The 17,681-nt window shown below is 71.6% G+C and carries 15 protein-coding genes and 1 pseudogene; 8 read left to right on the top strand and 8 right to left on the bottom strand.

Annotated features, from left to right (window positions below; translation table 11 throughout):
* Positions 1-71: 71 nt before the first annotated feature.
* On the bottom strand, positions 72-782 hold the full coding sequence (locus C3492_RS38015; RefSeq protein WP_146075778.1) for a hypothetical protein: 711 nt from the start codon (positions 780-782) through the stop codon (positions 72-74).
* A 148-nt stretch (positions 783-930) separates the two neighbouring features.
* Between C3492_RS38015 and C3492_RS38010 the strand changes: the two genes are divergently transcribed.
* On the top strand, positions 931-1,125 hold the full coding sequence (locus C3492_RS38010; protein ID WP_103817173.1) for a hypothetical protein: 195 nt from the start codon (positions 931-933) through the stop codon (positions 1,123-1,125).
* 332 nt (positions 1,126-1,457) lie between these two features.
* Positions 1,458-2,615, top strand: a complete 1,158-nt coding sequence (locus tag C3492_RS38005) for a YbfB/YjiJ family MFS transporter (protein WP_103817207.1) — start codon at positions 1,458-1,460, stop codon at positions 2,613-2,615.
* Between the two features lie 406 nt (positions 2,616-3,021).
* On the opposite strand, the gene C3492_RS38000 is transcribed toward C3492_RS38005, so the two are convergent.
* Positions 3,022-4,134, bottom strand: coding sequence for an aminotransferase class V-fold PLP-dependent enzyme (locus C3492_RS38000; RefSeq protein ID WP_103817172.1), 1,113 nt, complete (start codon positions 4,132-4,134; stop codon positions 3,022-3,024).
* A gap of 259 nt (positions 4,135-4,393) precedes the next feature.
* Between C3492_RS38000 and C3492_RS37995 the strand changes: the two genes are divergently transcribed.
* The gene (locus tag C3492_RS37995) at positions 4,394-5,089 is read left to right on the top strand and encodes a type 1 glutamine amidotransferase domain-containing protein (RefSeq protein WP_181140759.1); all 696 of its coding nucleotides are present in this window, start codon (positions 4,394-4,396) and stop codon (positions 5,087-5,089) included.
* Positions 5,090-5,251: 162 nt separating this feature from the next.
* Here C3492_RS37995 and C3492_RS37990 read toward each other — a convergent pair whose 3' ends face one another.
* Positions 5,252-8,224, bottom strand: a complete 2,973-nt coding sequence (locus tag C3492_RS37990; protein WP_103817206.1) for a GH92 family glycosyl hydrolase — start codon at positions 8,222-8,224, stop codon at positions 5,252-5,254.
* Between the two features lie 314 nt (positions 8,225-8,538).
* On the opposite strand from C3492_RS37990, the gene C3492_RS37985 reads away from it, so the two are divergent.
* From C3492_RS37985 to C3492_RS37975, 3 genes are all read left to right on the top strand, one after another.
* A complete protein-coding gene (locus C3492_RS37985; RefSeq protein ID WP_103817170.1) occupies positions 8,539-9,444 on the top strand; it encodes an NAD(P)H-binding protein in 906 nt (301 codons plus the stop codon).
* A 61-nt stretch (positions 9,445-9,505) separates the two neighbouring features.
* On the top strand, positions 9,506-9,979 hold the full coding sequence (locus C3492_RS37980) for a VOC family protein (RefSeq protein WP_103817169.1): 474 nt from the start codon (positions 9,506-9,508) through the stop codon (positions 9,977-9,979).
* 145 nt (positions 9,980-10,124) lie between these two features.
* A complete protein-coding gene (locus tag C3492_RS37975; protein ID WP_103817168.1) occupies positions 10,125-10,697 on the top strand; it encodes an ester cyclase in 573 nt (190 codons plus the stop codon).
* A gap of 189 nt (positions 10,698-10,886) precedes the next feature.
* On the opposite strand, the gene C3492_RS37970 is transcribed toward C3492_RS37975, so the two are convergent.
* On the bottom strand, positions 10,887-11,516 hold the full coding sequence (locus tag C3492_RS37970) for a TetR/AcrR family transcriptional regulator (RefSeq protein WP_103817167.1): 630 nt from the start codon (positions 11,514-11,516) through the stop codon (positions 10,887-10,889).
* 185 nt (positions 11,517-11,701) lie between these two features.
* Here C3492_RS37970 and C3492_RS37965 point away from each other — a divergent pair, with 185 nt between their 5' ends.
* Positions 11,702-12,253: an ABATE domain-containing protein gene (locus C3492_RS37965; protein WP_103817166.1), complete on the top strand. Its 552-nt coding sequence runs from the start codon at positions 11,702-11,704 to the stop codon at positions 12,251-12,253.
* A gap of 190 nt (positions 12,254-12,443) precedes the next feature.
* Here the strand turns inward: C3492_RS37965 and C3492_RS37960 are convergent, their stop codons facing one another.
* Positions 12,444-13,157: an SDR family NAD(P)-dependent oxidoreductase gene (locus tag C3492_RS37960; protein ID WP_103817165.1), complete on the bottom strand. Its 714-nt coding sequence runs from the start codon at positions 13,155-13,157 to the stop codon at positions 12,444-12,446.
* 227 nt (positions 13,158-13,384) lie between these two features.
* Here C3492_RS37960 and C3492_RS46735 point away from each other — a divergent pair.
* Positions 13,385-14,307: pseudogene (locus C3492_RS46735) on the top strand (LysR family transcriptional regulator).
* A gap of 31 nt (positions 14,308-14,338) precedes the next feature.
* Here C3492_RS46735 and C3492_RS37950 read toward each other — a convergent pair.
* The 3 genes from C3492_RS37950 to C3492_RS37940 all read right to left on the bottom strand — a co-directional run bounded on the left by C3492_RS37950 (position 14,339) and on the right by C3492_RS37940 (position 17,629).
* On the bottom strand, positions 14,339-15,862 hold the full coding sequence (locus C3492_RS37950; RefSeq protein ID WP_103817164.1) for a phage/plasmid primase, P4 family: 1,524 nt from the start codon (positions 15,860-15,862) through the stop codon (positions 14,339-14,341).
* Positions 15,863-16,272: 410 nt separating this feature from the next.
* Positions 16,273-17,025: a TetR/AcrR family transcriptional regulator gene (locus C3492_RS37945; protein WP_103817163.1), complete on the bottom strand. Its 753-nt coding sequence runs from the start codon at positions 17,023-17,025 to the stop codon at positions 16,273-16,275.
* 103 nt (positions 17,026-17,128) lie between these two features.
* Positions 17,129-17,629, bottom strand: coding sequence for a hypothetical protein (locus C3492_RS37940; protein WP_103817162.1), 501 nt, complete (start codon positions 17,627-17,629; stop codon positions 17,129-17,131).
* Between the last annotated feature and the right edge of the window lie 52 nt (positions 17,630-17,681).

Below are 17,681 nucleotides of genomic sequence, written 5' to 3'. Positions count from 1 at the left end.
TTCCCGAAGGCCGAGCCGCCCGAGCGTTGCCTGACCGGGTCGGCGGCGGAAGCCGGCGCCGCCTGACCGGATCAGCCGCCCGCCGGCGTGAGGCAGTGCTCCAGGGCCGTGCGCTGTGCGTCCGGGAGGTGATCACCCAGTGGCGTCCCGCGGGGACTGTGTTCGCCCGCGCAGATCCAGGCGCGCTCGTCCTCGTCGTACGACCAGGCGGCGGCTCCCCACATGGGGTGTCCTCGCAGGAGGTGGCGGGCCAGGGCCTCGCAGTCGTCGGGCCCGCCCTGGGCGATCAGCGCCCGCCGCACCAGGGTGACGGCCTCGGCCGGGACGTCCGTGTCGCCCAGGGCGGGCAGCAACAGGAGAAGCCGGGCGTGCGGATCGGTCACTCCTTCCCCGTCCCCCGGGGCGCCGATCAGCGCGGCCAGCTCCGGCCAGCACAGGCCGGGGCCGATGCGGTCCTCGTCCGTACTGGCGAGGACCAGGCCGTCGGTCCACCAGTCGGGATGGACGATGAAGCAGTCGGTGGACGTGTACTCCTCCCCGCTGTTGTAGTGCACGAGGATGCTGTGTCCGCCCGTGAGCGGGATCCGGAACATCGGCCAGGCGGACTTGTCGCACAAGCGCTCCAGCATGCCTTCGACGTCCGCCGGGTCCACACCGAAGGACTCCACCAGCGCTCCGTCGTACAGGTCCACCAGATGAGCGGCCCAGAACTCCGGCTCCGCCAGCAACGGCAGACCGTCCACCACGGGAGAAGAGGCGTACCAGCGCCTTGCCATGACCATGGCCTGATTCTCGCGTGTCTCCCACGGGTGGTCACGGCCGCATACGGATCCGGTTCCGCGTCACCATATTGACAGGTTACGCGTGGAGGTGCAGGCTTACGGTCATCGAACCCGGTGAACCGGCCCGCGACGAGGAAAGGAAGTCACCGTGGGAACTGAGTCTGCATGGGACGCGGCGGCAGCGGCACGTCACGCCCGCTTCGGCAAGCTGCCCGAGCGTGTCCATTTCCATGAGATGGTCGAGGAGAAGGAGGCCGAGCCGAACGGTTCGGCGGCCGCCTCCTACAACCCCGAGGGCGCCTGGAACCACTTCTCCTGCCTCGCGCTCGACCTGGGGCTGTGAGACACACGCGTCACCGCTCGCGTGATGCCCCCCAGTGACAGCCCCCACACGCGGCCACGGAACATGTTGCGGACACCTTTCCCCGCTGTCATGTGTCACGGTCTCTGGGAGGCTCGGGTTCTCAGCTGGGAGGAAACCGGTCCTGGATTCCGCCGGACAGCGGGCGCAGCCTGGTCCGCATGGGAAGCAGGCGGAACAACGTGTCGATGGCTCCCGGTGCCGGCGGGCGGCCGGTCACCGGCTCCTTGCCGGTCGAGACCTCGGCCCGGGGAGGCCCGCTCCGTTCGCCGTGGGCGCACGTCCTCCAGGCCGCCGCCGCGCTCGCGGCCGGGATGGGCGTCGGCCGCTTCGTCTACACCCCCGTCCTCCCGCTGATGCAGGCACAGGCCGGACTGTCGGCCGGAGCGGGTGCGAACCTCGCGACCGCGAACTACGGGGGATATCTGGCCGGCGCGCTCGCCGGTACCTTCGCCCCGCGGCTGGTGCGTTCCCGGGCGGTGCTGCGTGGCTGTCTGCTCGCACTGGTGGGCACCCTGGCGGGGATGCCGCTGACCCGCAGCGGCGTCGCCTGGCTGCTGCTGCGTCTCGGTGCGGGCTTCTGCAGCGCGATGATCTTCGTGATCGCCGTCGGTTCCCTGCTGGGTCATCTGCGCGACCACCCGCCCCACCTGCCCGGCTGGGCCTTCGGCGGGGTCGGGGCCGGCATCGCCCTCTCCGGCCTGCTCGTTCTCGCGCTGCGCACGGTCGGAAGCTGGCAGGCCGCGTGGTGGGCCTCCGCGGCGCTGGCCGCGGCGCTCACGCTCGCCGCGTGGGGCCTGCGTCCGGAGCCCGTCGCCCGGCCGGCTCCAGGGGCCTCGGCTCCGGGGCCGGGGACGGCCGGGCCGCGCACCCACCGCTGGTTCGGCGCTCTGTTCGTGTCCTACACGCTGGAAGGGATCGGCTACATCATCGCCGGCACCTTCCTGGTCGCGGCGATCAACCAGTCGTCCCCCGGCTGGATCGGCGGCGGTGCCTGGGTGGTGGTGGGTCTGGCGGCCGTCCCCTCCTCCGCCGTGTGGGCGGGACTGGGACGCCGCTGGTCCGGGCCGGACCTGCTACTGGCCGCGCTCGTTGTCCAGGCCGTGGGCATCGCGCTGCCCGCACTGGTCGGGGGAGTGGCGCCCGCGCTGATCTCCGCGGTGCTCTTCGGCTCCACCTTCATCGGCGTGAGCACGCTGGCGCTGGCGGCCGGTACGCAGCTGCGGTTCCCCCGTGCCGTGGCCCTGCTGACCGCTGGATACTCCGTCGGGCAGATCCTCGGCCCCCTGGTGGCGGCGCCCCTGCTCCACCACGGCTATCACCAGGCCCTGCTCCTGGCCGCCGTCGTCGTGCTGGCCGCGGCGCTGAGCGCGTCCGCGCTCCGTATCGGGTTCCCGGACGCCCTGCCGGCACCGAATCCCGCGCCGGGCGCGGAGCCCGGGGCGACCGCCGAGTCCTCGGCGGGCCGGTGAAACGCCGCGCGCGTCGGGCCGGCCGTACCGGCCTCCGCCACGCTCACGCCGTCGCTCCGGTCCGGCTGACAGACCCCCGCCACCCCCCTTCGGCACGACCAGGCGGCCGCCCGACCGGGTCCCGAGACCGGGGTCCGCATTCCGCGCAGCGGGCAGACGCTGCCGCCATCAGCTCCACCGAGGGACGCGTCGCCCGCCCCGGAACGGCCGTCTACGACCTGACGAGGCTCGCCGTCGACGAGATCCTCGTCCGCGCCGGCGAACAGACCTGGTAGCCGGCAGCCTGCGGGCGCGCGGCCGGACGCTCACCCGGGCCGGCGGCCACCACCCGACGCACCCGGGACCGATCCGGCGGCCGGAGACCGCGGGCCGGCCGGGCGCGACGTGCCGTGGTCCGCCGGCGGTCTCAGTTCCGCAGCGACGACAGCGCGGCGGCGACCCGGTCGGACACCTCGGGCGGCGTCGAGGCGTGCGGGGAGAGCCTGAGTGAGTCGGTGCGCACCGTCGGAGTGACCCCCTCGGCGTGCAACGCCTTCGCCACGAGGGACGGTTCGTGCCCCGGCACGGTGAAGGAGAGGATGCCCGCTCGCCGCGCCGGATCGGCGGAGGAGAGGACACGGCCCCCGTACCGCTGGACGGTGTCGGAGAGTTCGGCGATCCGCGCGGCGATCGCGGACTCGATCGCCGCTACGGTGTGCCGCTCGACCAGGGCGAGCGCGGACGCGAACGCGGCGGCCGTCACCGGACTGAGATGGGTGATCGACCACCGTCGGGCGTCCGGGGCCGGCGGGTGCGCCGTTCCGTCGAAGAGACCGGCGTCCTCCACGCCCGTCCATCCGGTGAGGACCGGCTCCAGGCGGTCCAGCGCCCGGTCCGACAGCGTGGCGAAACCGGTGGCCCATCCCGCGCGCAGCCATTTCTGGCCGCCCGTGACCATGACGTCGGCCGCGTCCCAGGGCATCGCGGCCACGCCGAATGCCTGGATGGCGTCCACGATCAGCAACCGGTCCGGCCCGATCGCCTCGCGCAGCGCCGCGAGGTCGGCCCGGAAGCCGGTACGGAAGTCCACGGCGCTGACGGACAGGGCGACCACGTCATCGGTCAGCGCGGCGCGGACCAGGTCGGGGGTGACACCGGCGCCGGGCGCCGGGTCGAGCCAGCGTGGTGTGGCCCGGCCCAGCCGCGAGGTGCGGTGCCAGGGATAGTGGTTTGCGGGGAAGTCGGTGCGCGGCGCGAGGACCATGCCTTCCCGGAGGCCGAGAGCGGCGTGGAACAGGCCGGTGGACGTGTTCGGGAGCAGCACGGTGTGCCGGGCGTCGGTGCCCGCGAGGCGGGCGGCCGTGTCCCGCGCGGCCTCTTCCGCACGCATCAGGGCGTCCACGGTGGTGTGGTCGGCGGTGGCGGACTCCTCCAGGGCTCGCGCGCTCGCGGCCACGGCCTCCCGCGACGGCGGTCCGAAGCGCGCGAAGTCGAGGTACCCGGCGGGCGTGTCGAAGTGGGCGGCGTACGACGTGAGCACGGGGCTCGTCCTTCCGGGCGGGTGTCGGTGCGGTGCGGTTGGCGCGGCGGGTGGGGGCCGTGCGCGTGCGGTGGACCGCCTGCTCGCCGCCCACCGCCACCCGTGTGGCCGTCCGCCCGCCTGGCACGGTACGCGGCTCGCACCGCGCGGGCCTTCCCGGGGTGCCGGTCCGCGTGCGCCCGAACGGAGTCGTGCCTAGCCTGAAGAGGCCCGCGTCCTCCCACAGGACAAAGATCGTCGACGAAGAGGAGACGCGCTGATGGCCAAGGTGCTGTTCATCGTGAGCGGGGCGACGTACTGGGTGCTCAAGGACGGTTCCCGGTACGCGACCGGCTACTGGGCCGAGGAATTCGCGATGCCGTACAAGGCGATCACGCAAGCCGGTCATGAGGTCGTGGTGGCGACACCGGGGGGTGTGACCCCGAATGTCGACATGATGAGCCTGCGTCCGTCCATGGCCGGTGGCGAGGACGGGGCCCTGGAGCTGGAGGCGATCATCCGCTCCGCGGAGGAGATGCGCCGGCCGCTGAAGCTCTCGGACGTCCGCCTGGAGGACTACGACGCGGTGTACCTGCCCGGCGGGCACGGCCCGATGTCGGATCTGGCGTACGACGCCGACGCCGGCCGGCTGCTGACCGCGCAACTGGCTTCGGGCAAGCCGCTCGCGATCGTCTGCCACGCGCCCGCCGCGCTGCTGTCCACCAGGATCCGCGGTGAGTCGCCCTTCAAGGGCTACCGGGTCACGGGTTTCACCAATGACGAGGAGGAGGCCGTCGGACTGGCCCCCAGGGCGCCGTGGCTGCTGGAGGACGAGCTGAAGGACAAGGTGGGCGTGGAGTTCAGCCGCGGACCGATGTGGGAGCCGTACATGGTGGAGGACCGCAACCTCATCACCGGGCAGAACCCGCACTCGGCCGGGGTGCTGGCGGACCGGTTGCTGGAACTCCTCAAGTGAGGGTGCCGTTGCGTACCGGACGTCGCCGACGGGCACACGTCACGACACACGTTTCTCGGGTCCGGGCGGTCCGTGCAGGCGTTCCGACCGGCCGACCGGTCCAGGGGGCCGGGTGACGCCCCGGACGGGCAGCCGCGCTGGAAGCCGTCCGGGGCCCGGGGATCAGGCCCGGCCGCTCAGGGCGAAGACCTTCACGTTGCTCACCGCCGTCGAGGACACCGACTCCGCCGTCCGCTTCGGGTCGACGGGCAGGGCCACGTGCCAGATCCGCACGGTCCGCCCGTCCGCCGTCCCGTCGACGTGGTACCGGGTGGTCGCCGTCAGCGCCGTCTCCTCACCGAAGTGGGGTGTCGTACCGGCCCAGTCCGTGACGGCGAGCGGCACCGTGGAGGTGGTGCCGTCGGTGTACCGGACGGTGACGTCGGCGTGCTGGTCACCGTTCACGGCGGTGACGAGCAGGTCGAGCGCGGAGTAACGGCCGGGGGTCAGGTAGGTCCGCTGGCCGCGCAGGCCGAGGAAGTTCCCGGCCGTGCCCGAGGTCTCGGGGATGCGGTAGTCGTGCCCGCCGACCGAGGTGAGTCCGGGCGCCGGCAACTGGTCCGCCGGGAAGCTCCAGCCCTTGCCGTCCAGGTTCCCCTGCTGCTTGGCGTCCGCGGTGGACGCACCGTCGGTGTCGTACTGGCCGCTCAGGTCCTGCGCGCAGGAGGATCCCGAAACGGTGCACGGGGCGGGCAGGTTGGGCACCGGGGTCCCGGCGGCGGGGACGTGGTCCACCGGCAGGTCGCCCGGGCGGGTGCCCCATGAGGTGTTCGGCGTGGGACCCACGTCCACCACGACGTCGCCCCCGCGGTCGAGCACCGACTCCGCCAGCCAGGACCGGGTCTGCGGGCGGCCGTCCACCCGGACGCTCCGCACGTAGACGTTCTCGGCGGAGGCCTGCGGGGAGGTGACGGTGATGGTGGCGCCGCCGTCCCGCTTGATGCGGGCCTTCGGGAACACCGGGCTCGACAGCAGCATCTCGGCGCGGCTCGGGGTCTGCGGGTACATGCCGAGCGAGGCGAACACGTACCAGGCCGACATCGTGCCGAGGTCGTCGTTGCCCGGAAGGCCCTTGGGGCCGGTTCCGTAGACACGTGAGGCCATCGCCCGGACGGTCTCCTGCGTCTTCCACGGCTGACCCAGGGCGTTGTAGAGCCACGGTGTGTGGATACCGGGCTCGTTCGTCGGGTCGTAGCGCGACGCGTCGCCGCCGGTCGCCCAGGAGCCGTCGGCGCGGTGGAAGAACGCGTCGAGCCGCCCGGCCGCCCGCTGCTTGCCGCCCATGGCCTCGGCCAGGCCCGAGACGTCGTGCTGCACCATCCAGGTGTACGTGGCGCTGGACCCCTGGGCGAACCCGGTGTCCGAGGTCGGCGAGAACGGCCACTGCCAGGTGCCGTCGGCCTTGCGCGCCTGCTGGTAGCCGCCGTCGGCGGCGGCCGAGGGGTTGAAGGTGTTGCGCCACCAGCTCGCCCGCGGGATCAGGGACTGGTAGTCCGCGGTGCGGCCCAGTCGCCTGGCCCAGTCCGCGAGGGCGAAGTCGGCGGCGGAGTCCTCCAGGGTCTCGGCCGCACCGCCCCAGCAGTGGCAGACGTCCTGGGGCGCGTAGCCCAGGCGCAGGTACTCGGCGAGGTTCGGGCGCTGGCCCTCGCACTGCCCGGGGCAGCCCTTGTCCGACAGGCCGTCGGGGTGCGGGACGGTCGCCTGGCGCACGAGCGAGTCGAAGGCGCCGCGGACGTCGAAGTTGCGGACGCCGAGGGAGTAGAAGCCCGCCAGGACGGGGGCCGAGGGATCGCCGGTCATCACGTGGGTGGGACCGTTCACGTGCACCCAGCGGTCCCAGACACCGCCGTTCTGCCGGGCCAGGTTGTACAGGGACTGGGCGAAGTCACCGGCGACCTTCGGCTTGAGCAGTGCGAGCAGCTGGGTGCGCGCACGGTACTCGTCCCAGCCGGAGAAGTTCCCGTACTGGGCGTGCTGGCCGTGCGGCAGCCGGTGGGTCTTCAGGTCGGCGCCGGGGTAGGTGCCGTCGACGTCGTTGGTGACGTTGGGTTCGAGGAAGGCGTGGTACAGCGCCGTGTAGAAGGCGGTACGGGTGTCGTCGGCGCCGCCGGACACCTCGATCGAGCGCAACTGACGGTTCCAGTCGCGGCGGGCGTCCGCGGCGACGGAGCCGACGTCGTCGTGCTCGCCGACCTCATGGGCGAGGTTCTTCTCGGCGGCGGCGAGGCTGGTGTAGGAGATGCCCACCCTCATGCGCACGTCGGCGTCGGAGGAGGTGTCGAAGCCGACGTAGCCGCCGGATCCGCGGCCGGCGCGGTCCGCTCCGGTGGCGTAGCCCTCGCCGCCTTCGGCGGAGGTGCTTCCGGGGCGCAGGTCGCTGTCGACCCACGTGCCGTTGCTCGTGAAGGCGCGGTCGAAGGTGGCCACGAAGTGCAGCCGGTAGTAGCTCTTGCGGTTGTTGGTGCCGCCGTTGGCGCGGCGGCCGCAGAACGCGCCGGTCAGTACGGAGCCCGTCACGGTGCGGTGGCCGGGGTCGATGTCGATCTCCGCGTCCTCGCTGCCGTTGAGGGAGTTGGAGACACGGAACAGCAGGTTGGCGTCGGAGCCCCGGGGGAAGGTGAACTCGCCGACGCCCGCGCGGGTGGTGACCGCGAGGTCCGCCGTTGCGCCCGAGTCGAGCTTCACGGTGTAGCGGCCCGGTTCGGCCTTCTCGTTGTCGTGGCTGAAGCCTGAGGCGTAGATCTCGTCCCTGACGTCGGCGGTGGGGGAGGACGTGACGGCGCCGACGAAGGGCATGACCGGGATGTCGCCCGCGGCTCCGGGGTGGCACCCCGCGCCGTTGACGTGGGTGAGGCCGAAGCCGCGGACGCGCGGGGTGTCGTACGTGTACCCGTTGGCGCCGGCGGCGTTCGTCTGATCACCCGCCGTGTTGGTCGGACTCCAGGAGATCATGCCGAACGGCCGGACCGCCCCGGGGTACGTGTTGCCGCCCCCGGAGGAGCCGATCAACGGGTCCACGTAGCTCGCGGGGTCGGTCACCCGTGCGGATGGCACCGCCGCGGCCACCGGGGCGGCGACGGTCACGGTACCCGTCATCGCCGCCGCCAGGCCGCCTATGACGAGACGCTTCACGAAAGTCTTGATCACACCGGGATCTCACAGCAGGACACCGCACGGGATGTGAACGGTGCCGGGACACCCGGTGTGAGCCTCGTGTACCGGGACCGGAACCCCCGGCCCTGCTCCGACGACGCCGTCGTCGGCCCGGTGAGAGGAGGCTGATGCTTGCCCTCTCCCGGATACGAGCATATGCTCCTAATTGGGGGCGGCGTGTTCCACGCGGCGAAGCGCGCGATCTGACCATTCACGAAGCGCGATCTGACCCATTCACGAAGAAGGAGACGGAGCCTATGGCTACCCATCACCCCACCCTCATCACAGGTGCGGGCGGCGTGGGCCGCAAGGTCGTCGAGAGGTTGCGCGCACAGGACGTACCCGTGCGTGTCATGGTCCGCAGGGACGACGACCGGGCCGCGCGGTTCCGCGCCCTCGGGGCGGAGGTCGTCCTGGGTGATCTCACACGGCCCGAGACCGTCGCGGCCGCCCTGGAGGGCGCCCGGAGCATGTACTTCGCCATGCCCGTCTCACCGGACCACCTTCTCGCGGCGACCGTCGTGGCGAGCGTCGCGCGGGGGTACGGCACATTGGAGGCCCTGGTCGACCTGTCGCAGATGACGGTGTCGCAGATGACCGCCACCAGCACGGCCGAGTCCCACCAGCAGCGGCTGCACTGGCTGGCGGAGCAGGTGTTCGACTGGTCCGGCCTGCCCGTCGTCCACGTCCGGCCGACGTCCTTCCTGGACAACCCGCTGTTCACCGCGCTTCCGGCGCAGACGATCCGCGCGCGGGGCACCATCGAGTTGCCCTTCGGCGCGGGACGCACCTCGCCGGTCGCCGCGGACGACGTCGCCAGGGTGATCGCGACCGTGCTGCGCGAGCCCGCCGCGCACGTGGGGCACGTCTACGAACTGACGGGCCCGCGTACGGTCGACATGACGGAGATGGCCGGGGCCTTCTCGAAGGCGCTGGGCCGGCAGGTGTCGTACGTGGACGTGCCGTTGGAGCGGTGGCGCGAGGAGGTGCTCTCCACGATCGGTCTGTCGCCACACATCGAGCAGCACATCGTCACCATGTGCCGCCTGCACCAGCAGAACCGCTACGACCGGGCTTCCGACGCCGTCGAGCGTCTGACCGGTGCGCCCGGCCGGACGGTCGAGGAGTTCGTGGCCGCACGCAAGGACTTCTACCTGGCCTGACCTGCCCGCTCACCGGGCAAGAGCCGCGACGCGTACAACGAAAACGAAAGTGATCAGAGAAATGACCATGAAGCTGGAGCTCCTTGTCCTGCCCGTCTCGGACGTCGACCGCGCCAGGGCCTTCTACGAGAAGGCGGGGTTCCGGCTGGACCTCGCCAAGGACGTCACCGACGACTACCGGGTCGTCCACCTCACGCCGCCCGGCTCCGAGGCCTCCATCATCTTCGGCAAGGGCCTCACCACGGCCGAGCCGGGTTCGGCCCAGGGGCTGTACCTCGTCGTCACGGACATCGAAGAGGCCCGTGCGGACCTCGTCGGCCGCGGGATCGAGGTGAGCGAGGTGTTCCACGACGGCAAGGGCGTCTTCTTCCACGGGCACGACGCCGGGGACGTCGTGCACGACGGCCAGGGCCAGGAGCGGATCGCCGGCCCGCACCCGGAGCGGGCCAGCTACGGCTCGTACGCCACCTTCAGCGACCCGGACGGCAACGGCTGGGTGCTCCAGGAGATCACGCAGCGGTTCCCCGGCCGCTGACCACCCGCCGCTCGGGCGCCCGGCTGCGGAGGCGCGGCCCCGTCGGGGTTGCTATGCACTGACTATTCAATAGGTAGTCTGTAACCCTAATTGGACGGGGCCTCTCGGGCGTCCGTCCGCCCATCGCAGAGGGAAGGCAAGACCCATGGCCATGCACGCCTCCGACCTCGGGCACGCGCTGTTCAAGGTCCTGGAGACCGGTGACCCGGCGCTGGCCGCCGAAGTCGTCCACGACGAGTTCCACAACCGCGAAGCCGCGGTGTCTCCTCCAGCGTGCCGGATCCCCGGTCCCGCAGGAGTGCTCGCCTCCAGCGCGTGGATGCGGTCCGCGTTCAGCGACCTCCGGCTGCCCGTCACCGACATCCTCACCGGCGACTCGCGGGCTTGGGTGCGGCTGCGCATGCAGGGCCGTCACACCGGCGCCTTCGTCCTCTTCAAGGAGGAGGCGGTCGACCAGGTCGTACCCCCGACCGGACGGGAGATCGACTTCGAGCAGATCCACGTACTGGACCTTCGCGACGGCAAGGTCGTCCGGCACGAAGCCGTGCGGGACGACATCACCATGCTCGGTCAGCTGGGCGTCTTTCCCCCCGGACCGGCCGCCGGGATGCGCATGCTGTCCTGGCGGGTGACCGGCCGGGCCGCACGAGCCGCCTCCGAGGTCACGGCGCGAGCGGCCCGGGCCGCCGGAACGCTGCCGCACGACACCACGGTGTGAACCATGTGTGTTCTCCGCTCGGTGCACCACACCCGGCCGGAGGAGACCGACACGTGTGCGGTGAGCCGGCGCACACCGACCGACGAACAGGGGAGAGTCGGCCGGCACCTCGCCGGAGGCGGTCGTGGCCGTCCTGACCGTCCACGCGCACAACGGCCGTCCCGGCTCGGCCGGGGACCTGCGCACCGGCTACGGCACGGATGTGCGGCGGAGCAGGGTCGCGACGGCCGTGTGCAGCAGAAAGGCCTCGGCCTGCTCCCAGGACCAGCCGTTCTCGATCACCAGGGTGCGCCAGCCGGTCGGACCGAACCAGAACCAGAGGAGGTCCGCCGTCTCCTCCACGGGGCGGTCGGGCGCCGGTGTCAGGGTGTGCAGATGACGAGCGGCCGTCCGCAGGGCCTCCCGGTAGGCGGAGGTCGCCCGTTCCCACAGGGCCTCGCCGTTCTCGTGGACGGGCAGGGCCGCCCGGATCGCTTCGTGGACCTGGAACTGTCCCTCGTTGCCGGCCCGTGTGCCCCGGGCCAACGCCTCCAGTACGGCTTCCGGCGCACGCAGAGTGAGGACCTGCCCCATGGTCTTCTCGTAGTCCGACGCGACCACGCCCTGGTCGACGATCTCGTTCAGGATGTCGCCCTTGCTGCCCACGCTGGCGAAGACGGTCTTGGCGGAGACCCCGCTCGCCGAGGCGATGTCCGCCACGGTGACCCTGCCGTAACCGCGTTCGGCGAACAGGCCGGTGGCGCACCGCAGGATCTCCGCGCGGGTGCGGGCGGCAGCCTGTTGCCGCAAGGGGGAGACATAAGGGCGTTTGGCAGGCATACGGTCATCGTAGCCGCCGTGATCACGGCCTCACCCGGGTCGGCGGCGGCGGCCGGGGCCGCGCGGCGACTGATCCGATACCGTGACGTCTGTGCCCGCCGGGGCATGGGGGGCCGCCGACGGCGGGTGTGAGCACGCGATCAGGGGCCTTTGCATTTTCCCTCGTCACCATCCAAAATGGTGACGTGACTCATGCATTTCCCTGCGGGACGCTCTTCCTCGACTTCGTCGGAACGCTGCGGGCACGCCGTAACGAGACACCGACGGAGATGCTCGCACGTCCCGAGGCGCTCGACGACTGGTTCGTGGAGTCCGGGATGCTCGACGAGGCGCCCGGTGCCGACGAGGCCGACCTCGCGACCGCCGTTGATCTGCGTGAGGCCATCTACTCCCTGGTCGCGGCCCACCTGGCGGGCGAACCGCTGCCGGCCGCGGCGCTCGCCGAGGTGAACCGGCAGGCGGCCGGACTGCCCGTCAGGGTGCAGCTCGCCGCCGACAGCACGCGCCGCCGTGTGGGCTCCGTCTCGCAGGCCCTGGTGGTTCTCGCCCGGGAGACGGTGGAGATCCTGGGCGGAGGGGAGGGCGCACTGCTGCGCGAGTGCTCCCGCCCGGAGTGCACACAGGTCTACATCGATCGCTCGCGTGGCCCCCGGCGGGAATGGTGCTCCATGAGGACCTGCGGCAACCGGGTCAAGGCCGCCGCCTACCGGGCCCGCCGGCACAGCCGGGCGAGCTGACCGCTCCCCCGCGGACCCGGGTGGTCCGGGAGACGCGGCCGTTCGCCCATCCGCACTCGGACGCGCCGCCGCCCCTCTCGGACGGCACCTCCTGGAACAGCCGAACAGGCCGCTGATCACACCCGTGACCAGCGGCCCGTCCATGTGCTCCGGCGGCGTCGGACCGGGAGGGCGGCCGCCGGACCCGGCGTCAGTGACCGGCGCTCTGGCCGCCGTCGACGTGCAGGACCTCGCCTGTGACGAACGGGGCGTCGTCCAGGTAGAGGACCGCGTCGACGACGTCGCTGATCTCGCCCATCCGCCCGACCGGGTGCAGGGCGGCGAACGTCTCGAAGTACTCCTCCGAGTGCATCGGGGTCTTGACGACGCCCAGCGAGACGGCGTTGCTGCGGATGCCCCGGGTGGCGTACTCGACGGCCAGGGCCTTGGTGGCGGACTGGAGGCCGCCCTTGGTCAGGGAGGCCAGCACCGAGGGCACCGCGGAGAGTGCGTGGTCGACCAGGCTCGTGGTGATCTGAACGATGTGGCCGCCGCCCTGACGGAGCATCTGCTCGACGGCGAGCTGGGTGATCCGGAAGAACCCGCTCAGGTTGACGCCGGTGACCGCGTCGTAGTCCTCCTGGGTGTACTCGGTGAACGGCTTGGCGACGAAGATGCCGGCGTTGTTGACGAGGGTGTCGATGCGGCCGAACCGCTCGATCGCGGCGGCGGCGACGCGCTCGGCCGTGGCGGGGTCGGCGATGTCGCCCTGCACGGTGACGACGTCCGGGTCGTCCGAGGCGGCGATGGTCCGCGAGGTGGCGACCACGGCATGACCGCGCTTGCGGTACGCCTCGACCAGGCCCGCGCCGATGCCCTGGGAAGCACCGGTGATGACGGCGACCTTCTTGCCGGAGTTGCTCATTGACTGCCTTCTTCGCATTCGGTGTGACGGTGGTGGTCCCGACCGGCCTCTGTGGGTCGGTCACCGAGCACAACCAGACGACCGGTCTACTAAATTCCGGCCCGCACCGCGTTCATTGCCTCGCGCCACCCCTTCTGACCTGCGGTAGGAGCCTCTGCCTACCAGCTGGGAGCCAACACGTCGCGCGGGGGCACCGGGGGCTGTCCTGCCGACCGCCGCTCCGTAGCATGGGCCTCATGGAGTTGCGTCAGTTGCGGTACTTCGTAGCGGTGGCCGAGGATCTCAACTTCGGGCGTGCCGCGGACCGGCTGCTGATAGCCGGTCCGTCGCTGTCCCAGCAGATCAAGGCGTTGGAACGCGACCTCGGCGTACGGCTCTTCGACCGCGACCGCCGCTCGGTCGCCCTCACGGCCGCCGGTGCGGCGCTTCTCCCGCACGCACGTGACCTGCTGGAGCGCGCGGACGACCTCCGGAACCGCGCCGCCAGGATCGCCGGCTCGGAATCCGTCCGGATCGGCTACGTCAACTGGCTGCCGCCGGACCTGACCGCCCGGACCTCGGCGGTGGCCCGGGTGCACGTCGACGCCTGGATCGCGCCCTCGCACACCCAGGCCGCGCGGGTCGCGGACGGCAGCCTCGACCTCGCGGTGTGCTGGGTCCGCCGGCAGGACCTGGACGAACGCGGGCTCAACGCCCGGCTCATCGGCGCGGACCGCCTGTACGCGGTCTCCGCGGACCGCCGGTCGGACGACATCCGCGCCCGGGACCTCCTCGTCCTGACGGACACCGACGTCACGACCTGGTCGTCCTGGAACGTCTACGCCGAGCGGCTGGCCCGGGACACCGGGGCCCGTGCGGTGCGCATCTCCGACGGCGGCATCACCGGTCCGGGCTTCTTCGACCACGTGCGCCGTGCGCGCCGCCCGATCCTCAACAGCCCCAAGGCACACTGACATCGCTGCCCCCCGATCTGGTCGCGCGCCCCGTCTCCGGACCGAAGGTCTACTGGACGTGGTCCCTGGTGTGGCGCCGCGACGAGCAACGCGCGGCCGTGCTCAGCACCGTGGACGCCCTCACGGAGGGAGTCGGCGACCTCGGCCTCGACGATCCGGACGTATGGCTCCCCGACGACGACCCGCACCGACGGTGACCGCCGCCTCGGCCCGCGCCCGCCCGGCAGCTCACGAGGGGGCGCCCCGCCCCGACTCGGTGAGCAGTCCGATGCCCGGGTAGTGCTTGCGCTGGTTGGACAGGATCATCTCCTTGGGGGAGGCGAGTCCGACCAGCTCGCGCGTACGCGCGGCGAACGCCCGCGAGGACATGGCCGGTGCCCCTTCGTTCCGGCACCAGGTCTTGTAGGCGGCGTAGAGGGTGGTCTGCTCGGCGCGGAGATCAGGAGCCAGGACACAGCACTCGTCGTAGAACCGGCCCGTGTGGTCCTCGGTCTCCGCATAGGCGGTGGTGGCGATACGGACACGCTCCGGACCGGCCAGGTCGCGGTCACCGGCCAGATAGCGGCGGGCACCGTCGATCAGCCAGCCGAGGATGCCAGGGCCCTCCTCGGTGACCAGGATGTCCGCCAGATTGTCGATCTTGTGGTCGTCGGCGACCACACGCTCGAAGGGGATCAGCCGCATCCTCCGCCAGAAGGCGAACCCGCCGGTGCCCACCTCCGGCCGGTGGTTGCCCAGCAACCACAGCTTGTGCGTCGGCTGGAAACTGAAGAAGTCCTGCCGCATCCGGCGTGCCTTGATCCGGTCCCCGCCCGTCAGCAGCTTCACACGTGCCTCGTCGAACCGGTCACCGGGCTTCACCTCGGAACAGACGACGACCCGTCGGCCGTGCAACTCCGCGAGATCCGTGGGGTGCCCCTCGTACGGCCGTGACATCAGGAAGCCCGGCGGTGCGGCGTCGGCGTAGTCACCCAGGAGCTTCATCAGCACGTCGAGCAGCACCGACTTGCCGTTCTTGCCGGACCCGAAGAGGAACGGCAGTACCTGCCCGCCGACGTCCCCGGTGACGGAATACCCCAGGAGCAACTGCAGGTAGCAGATCATCTCCCGTCCCTCGGCGTCGTCACCGAAGGTGTCGGTCAGGAAGCGGTCCCAGCGCGGGGTCGGCCGGTGCTCCGGTCCCACGCTGGTGGACCGGGAGTGGAAGTCCTTGCCGGGGTCAGGGCACTTCAGAAGGGAGGTCCTCAGGTCCACGATGCCGTCGGGGGTGCACAGGGCGTACGGGTCGGCGTCCAGGAGCGCCGCGTTCAGCACCATGCCGGGCGCGGACTTCGCCTGCGTCAGCATCGCGTTGATACCGGTGGTGGACAGTGCGCGGCGACGGTGCTGCTGCAACGCGCTGCTGGTGAAGACACCCCGGGAATCCTGTACCGCGATGTGTTCCGCGAGATCACCGGCGGCCCACAGGACCGTGTCGTCCTCGTCCATCTGCCAGTGGGTGACGTTCCACCGGTACCAGCCGATACCCGGCACGTGCCGGAAGTCGCTCGCGTACAACTTCACGAACAGCTTGGCGTTACCGCGGTCCGACAGCGTGTCCGGCAGCAGTCCGGCCGCCGGGACCCCGTCCACCGGCACCCGCCGGGGATCGGACTGGGCCGGAACGGGCACCACGGTGTCCCGGCCCCGCTTCCGCGCGGCGACCGCCTCGGGGCCGAACTCGAACAGTGCCTCGTTCCCGGAGGAGATCACGGACACCCTCCACCCGCGTACCACGTCCGCATGCCACCGGTGGCGAGACACACACGAACGATGCGTGATCCGGTGCGGGGGCGCCGCGAGCGACTGCACGAAGGCTGCGGGTCCGCAGGCATTCGCCCCCCAATCAGCGACTGAAGCGACTGAACTATGGGCACAGCCTAGCGAATACGGACCCGGACGGGGTGCAGCACATGCCACCGAAATCAGCAGGTCGGATGCGTCCGGCCCGCCGGACAGCGACTGAAGCGACCACGGGCCCGATGCCGGGCGGCGCCTGGCCGGGGGAGTGACGGGAGAGGACCGGGATTCCGCTGGTGAAGGAGGTCTTCTCGCCCGGCGCCGCCCTCCTGGCAACCGCGTCCGGTCCCCTGGCCGTACGCCCGCGAGCCCGGGGACCTTCCTCAGGCGCTTACCGGCTTCTCGTCGGCCAGGCGGTTGAGCCAGTCCAGCAGCAGGGCCTTCTCCGCGGCCCGCAGAGCAGAGGTGTTCTCCCGTGCCAGCGCGGCGCGCAGGGCCATGGCCGGACCGGCCGTGCCGCCCCCCGCTCCGCCGTGCCCCGGATCGGCCGCGGGGGGAGTGGTGACGGCGGCGAAGACGATGTCGCGCGTCGTGTCGACGGCCTCCAGGTCCCACGACTCCGGCGGGGCATTGATGATCGTCGAGACCACGCCCACGCCCGCGGCGTGCATCACGGCCGCCGCGCGTTCCACACTCATGCGCAGCCGTCCGGCCGCCGCCACGCGGGTCATCATGTGCTGCAGCTCCGCGACGGCCTTCCGGCCGGCACGCGACAGGTGTCCGGGTCGGGACCGCCCGAACACCAGCAGGTAGAAGCCCGGTTGCCGCATTCCGAAGCCGATGTGCAGGTCCCAGGCGCGGCGCAGGTCCTGGACCGGGTCGTCGCTCCTGGGCAGGCGGCTCTCGGCGAGCAGGTAGGTCTCGAAACCGTACTCGCCCACCGCCTCCAGCAGACCGCGCTTGTCCCCGAAGAGCCGGAAGATCGTCGGCGGGAACACGCCGGCCCGCGCCGCGACGGCCCGTGTGGACACGGCGTCCAGGCCCCCCTTCTCCAGCACGTCGGCAGCGGCGAGGACGATCTTGCGGCGCAGCGTCACCGTCGAGGTGTCCCCGTCGACCGTGTCCGGAGCAGTCATGACGCGACGATATCAAAGTGCCCGAACCAGTGATCCGGACCAGTGATGCAGCGCCCCTCGGACCGACTGGCGTCGCTCGCGCGGGCCCTGACGCCTCGTCCCTTCAGGCGACGGCGTACGTCACCGATCGCTCGTTCTTGTGACGGCGGACGTGTCCCTTGGCCACGAGCGATTCCAGCGTGTTGCGCACGACCTGCGGGGTCGGGGTCCGGTCCGGGTGCTCGGCGAGGAGTTCGTCCCTCAGTTCCTTCGCCGGACGTGGCTGGTCCTGCGCGCGGAGCAGGTCCAGCAGGATGTCCGAGAGCAGCGGCTGCCGCGACCTCCCCCTCGCCTTCCTCCTCCGCGCGCCGTGCCGGCCCCTGGCCGGCACGGCCGGCCGGACCGCGGGTTCCTCCTGCGCCTGCCCGGGGAGGGCCGACGGTTCGCCGACGTCGCCCACGTGCCGCTCGGCGAGCGCCAGGATGTCGGCGAGGAGGGCTTCCTCCCGCTTCAGCATCTTGATGCTCTGGACCAGCTCCTGCTGTCGTCGGCGGTTCTCCTCCAGATCCGACGCGGCCTGTTCGACGTACCGCGACCGGAGGGTGGCGGTTGACTGGCTGGTCACAACCGTTCACTCCCTCGTCATGGGTGGTGATGCGCATGCTACCCACGACCGG

Origin of the sequence: Streptomyces sp. Ru62 (assembly GCF_002920615.1) — a bacterium.
Classification (GTDB): Bacteria; Actinomycetota; Actinomycetes; order Streptomycetales; family Streptomycetaceae; genus Streptomyces.
The sequence above is the reverse complement of the archived record's forward strand: the minus strand, read 5'-3'. Positions and strand labels throughout refer to the sequence as shown.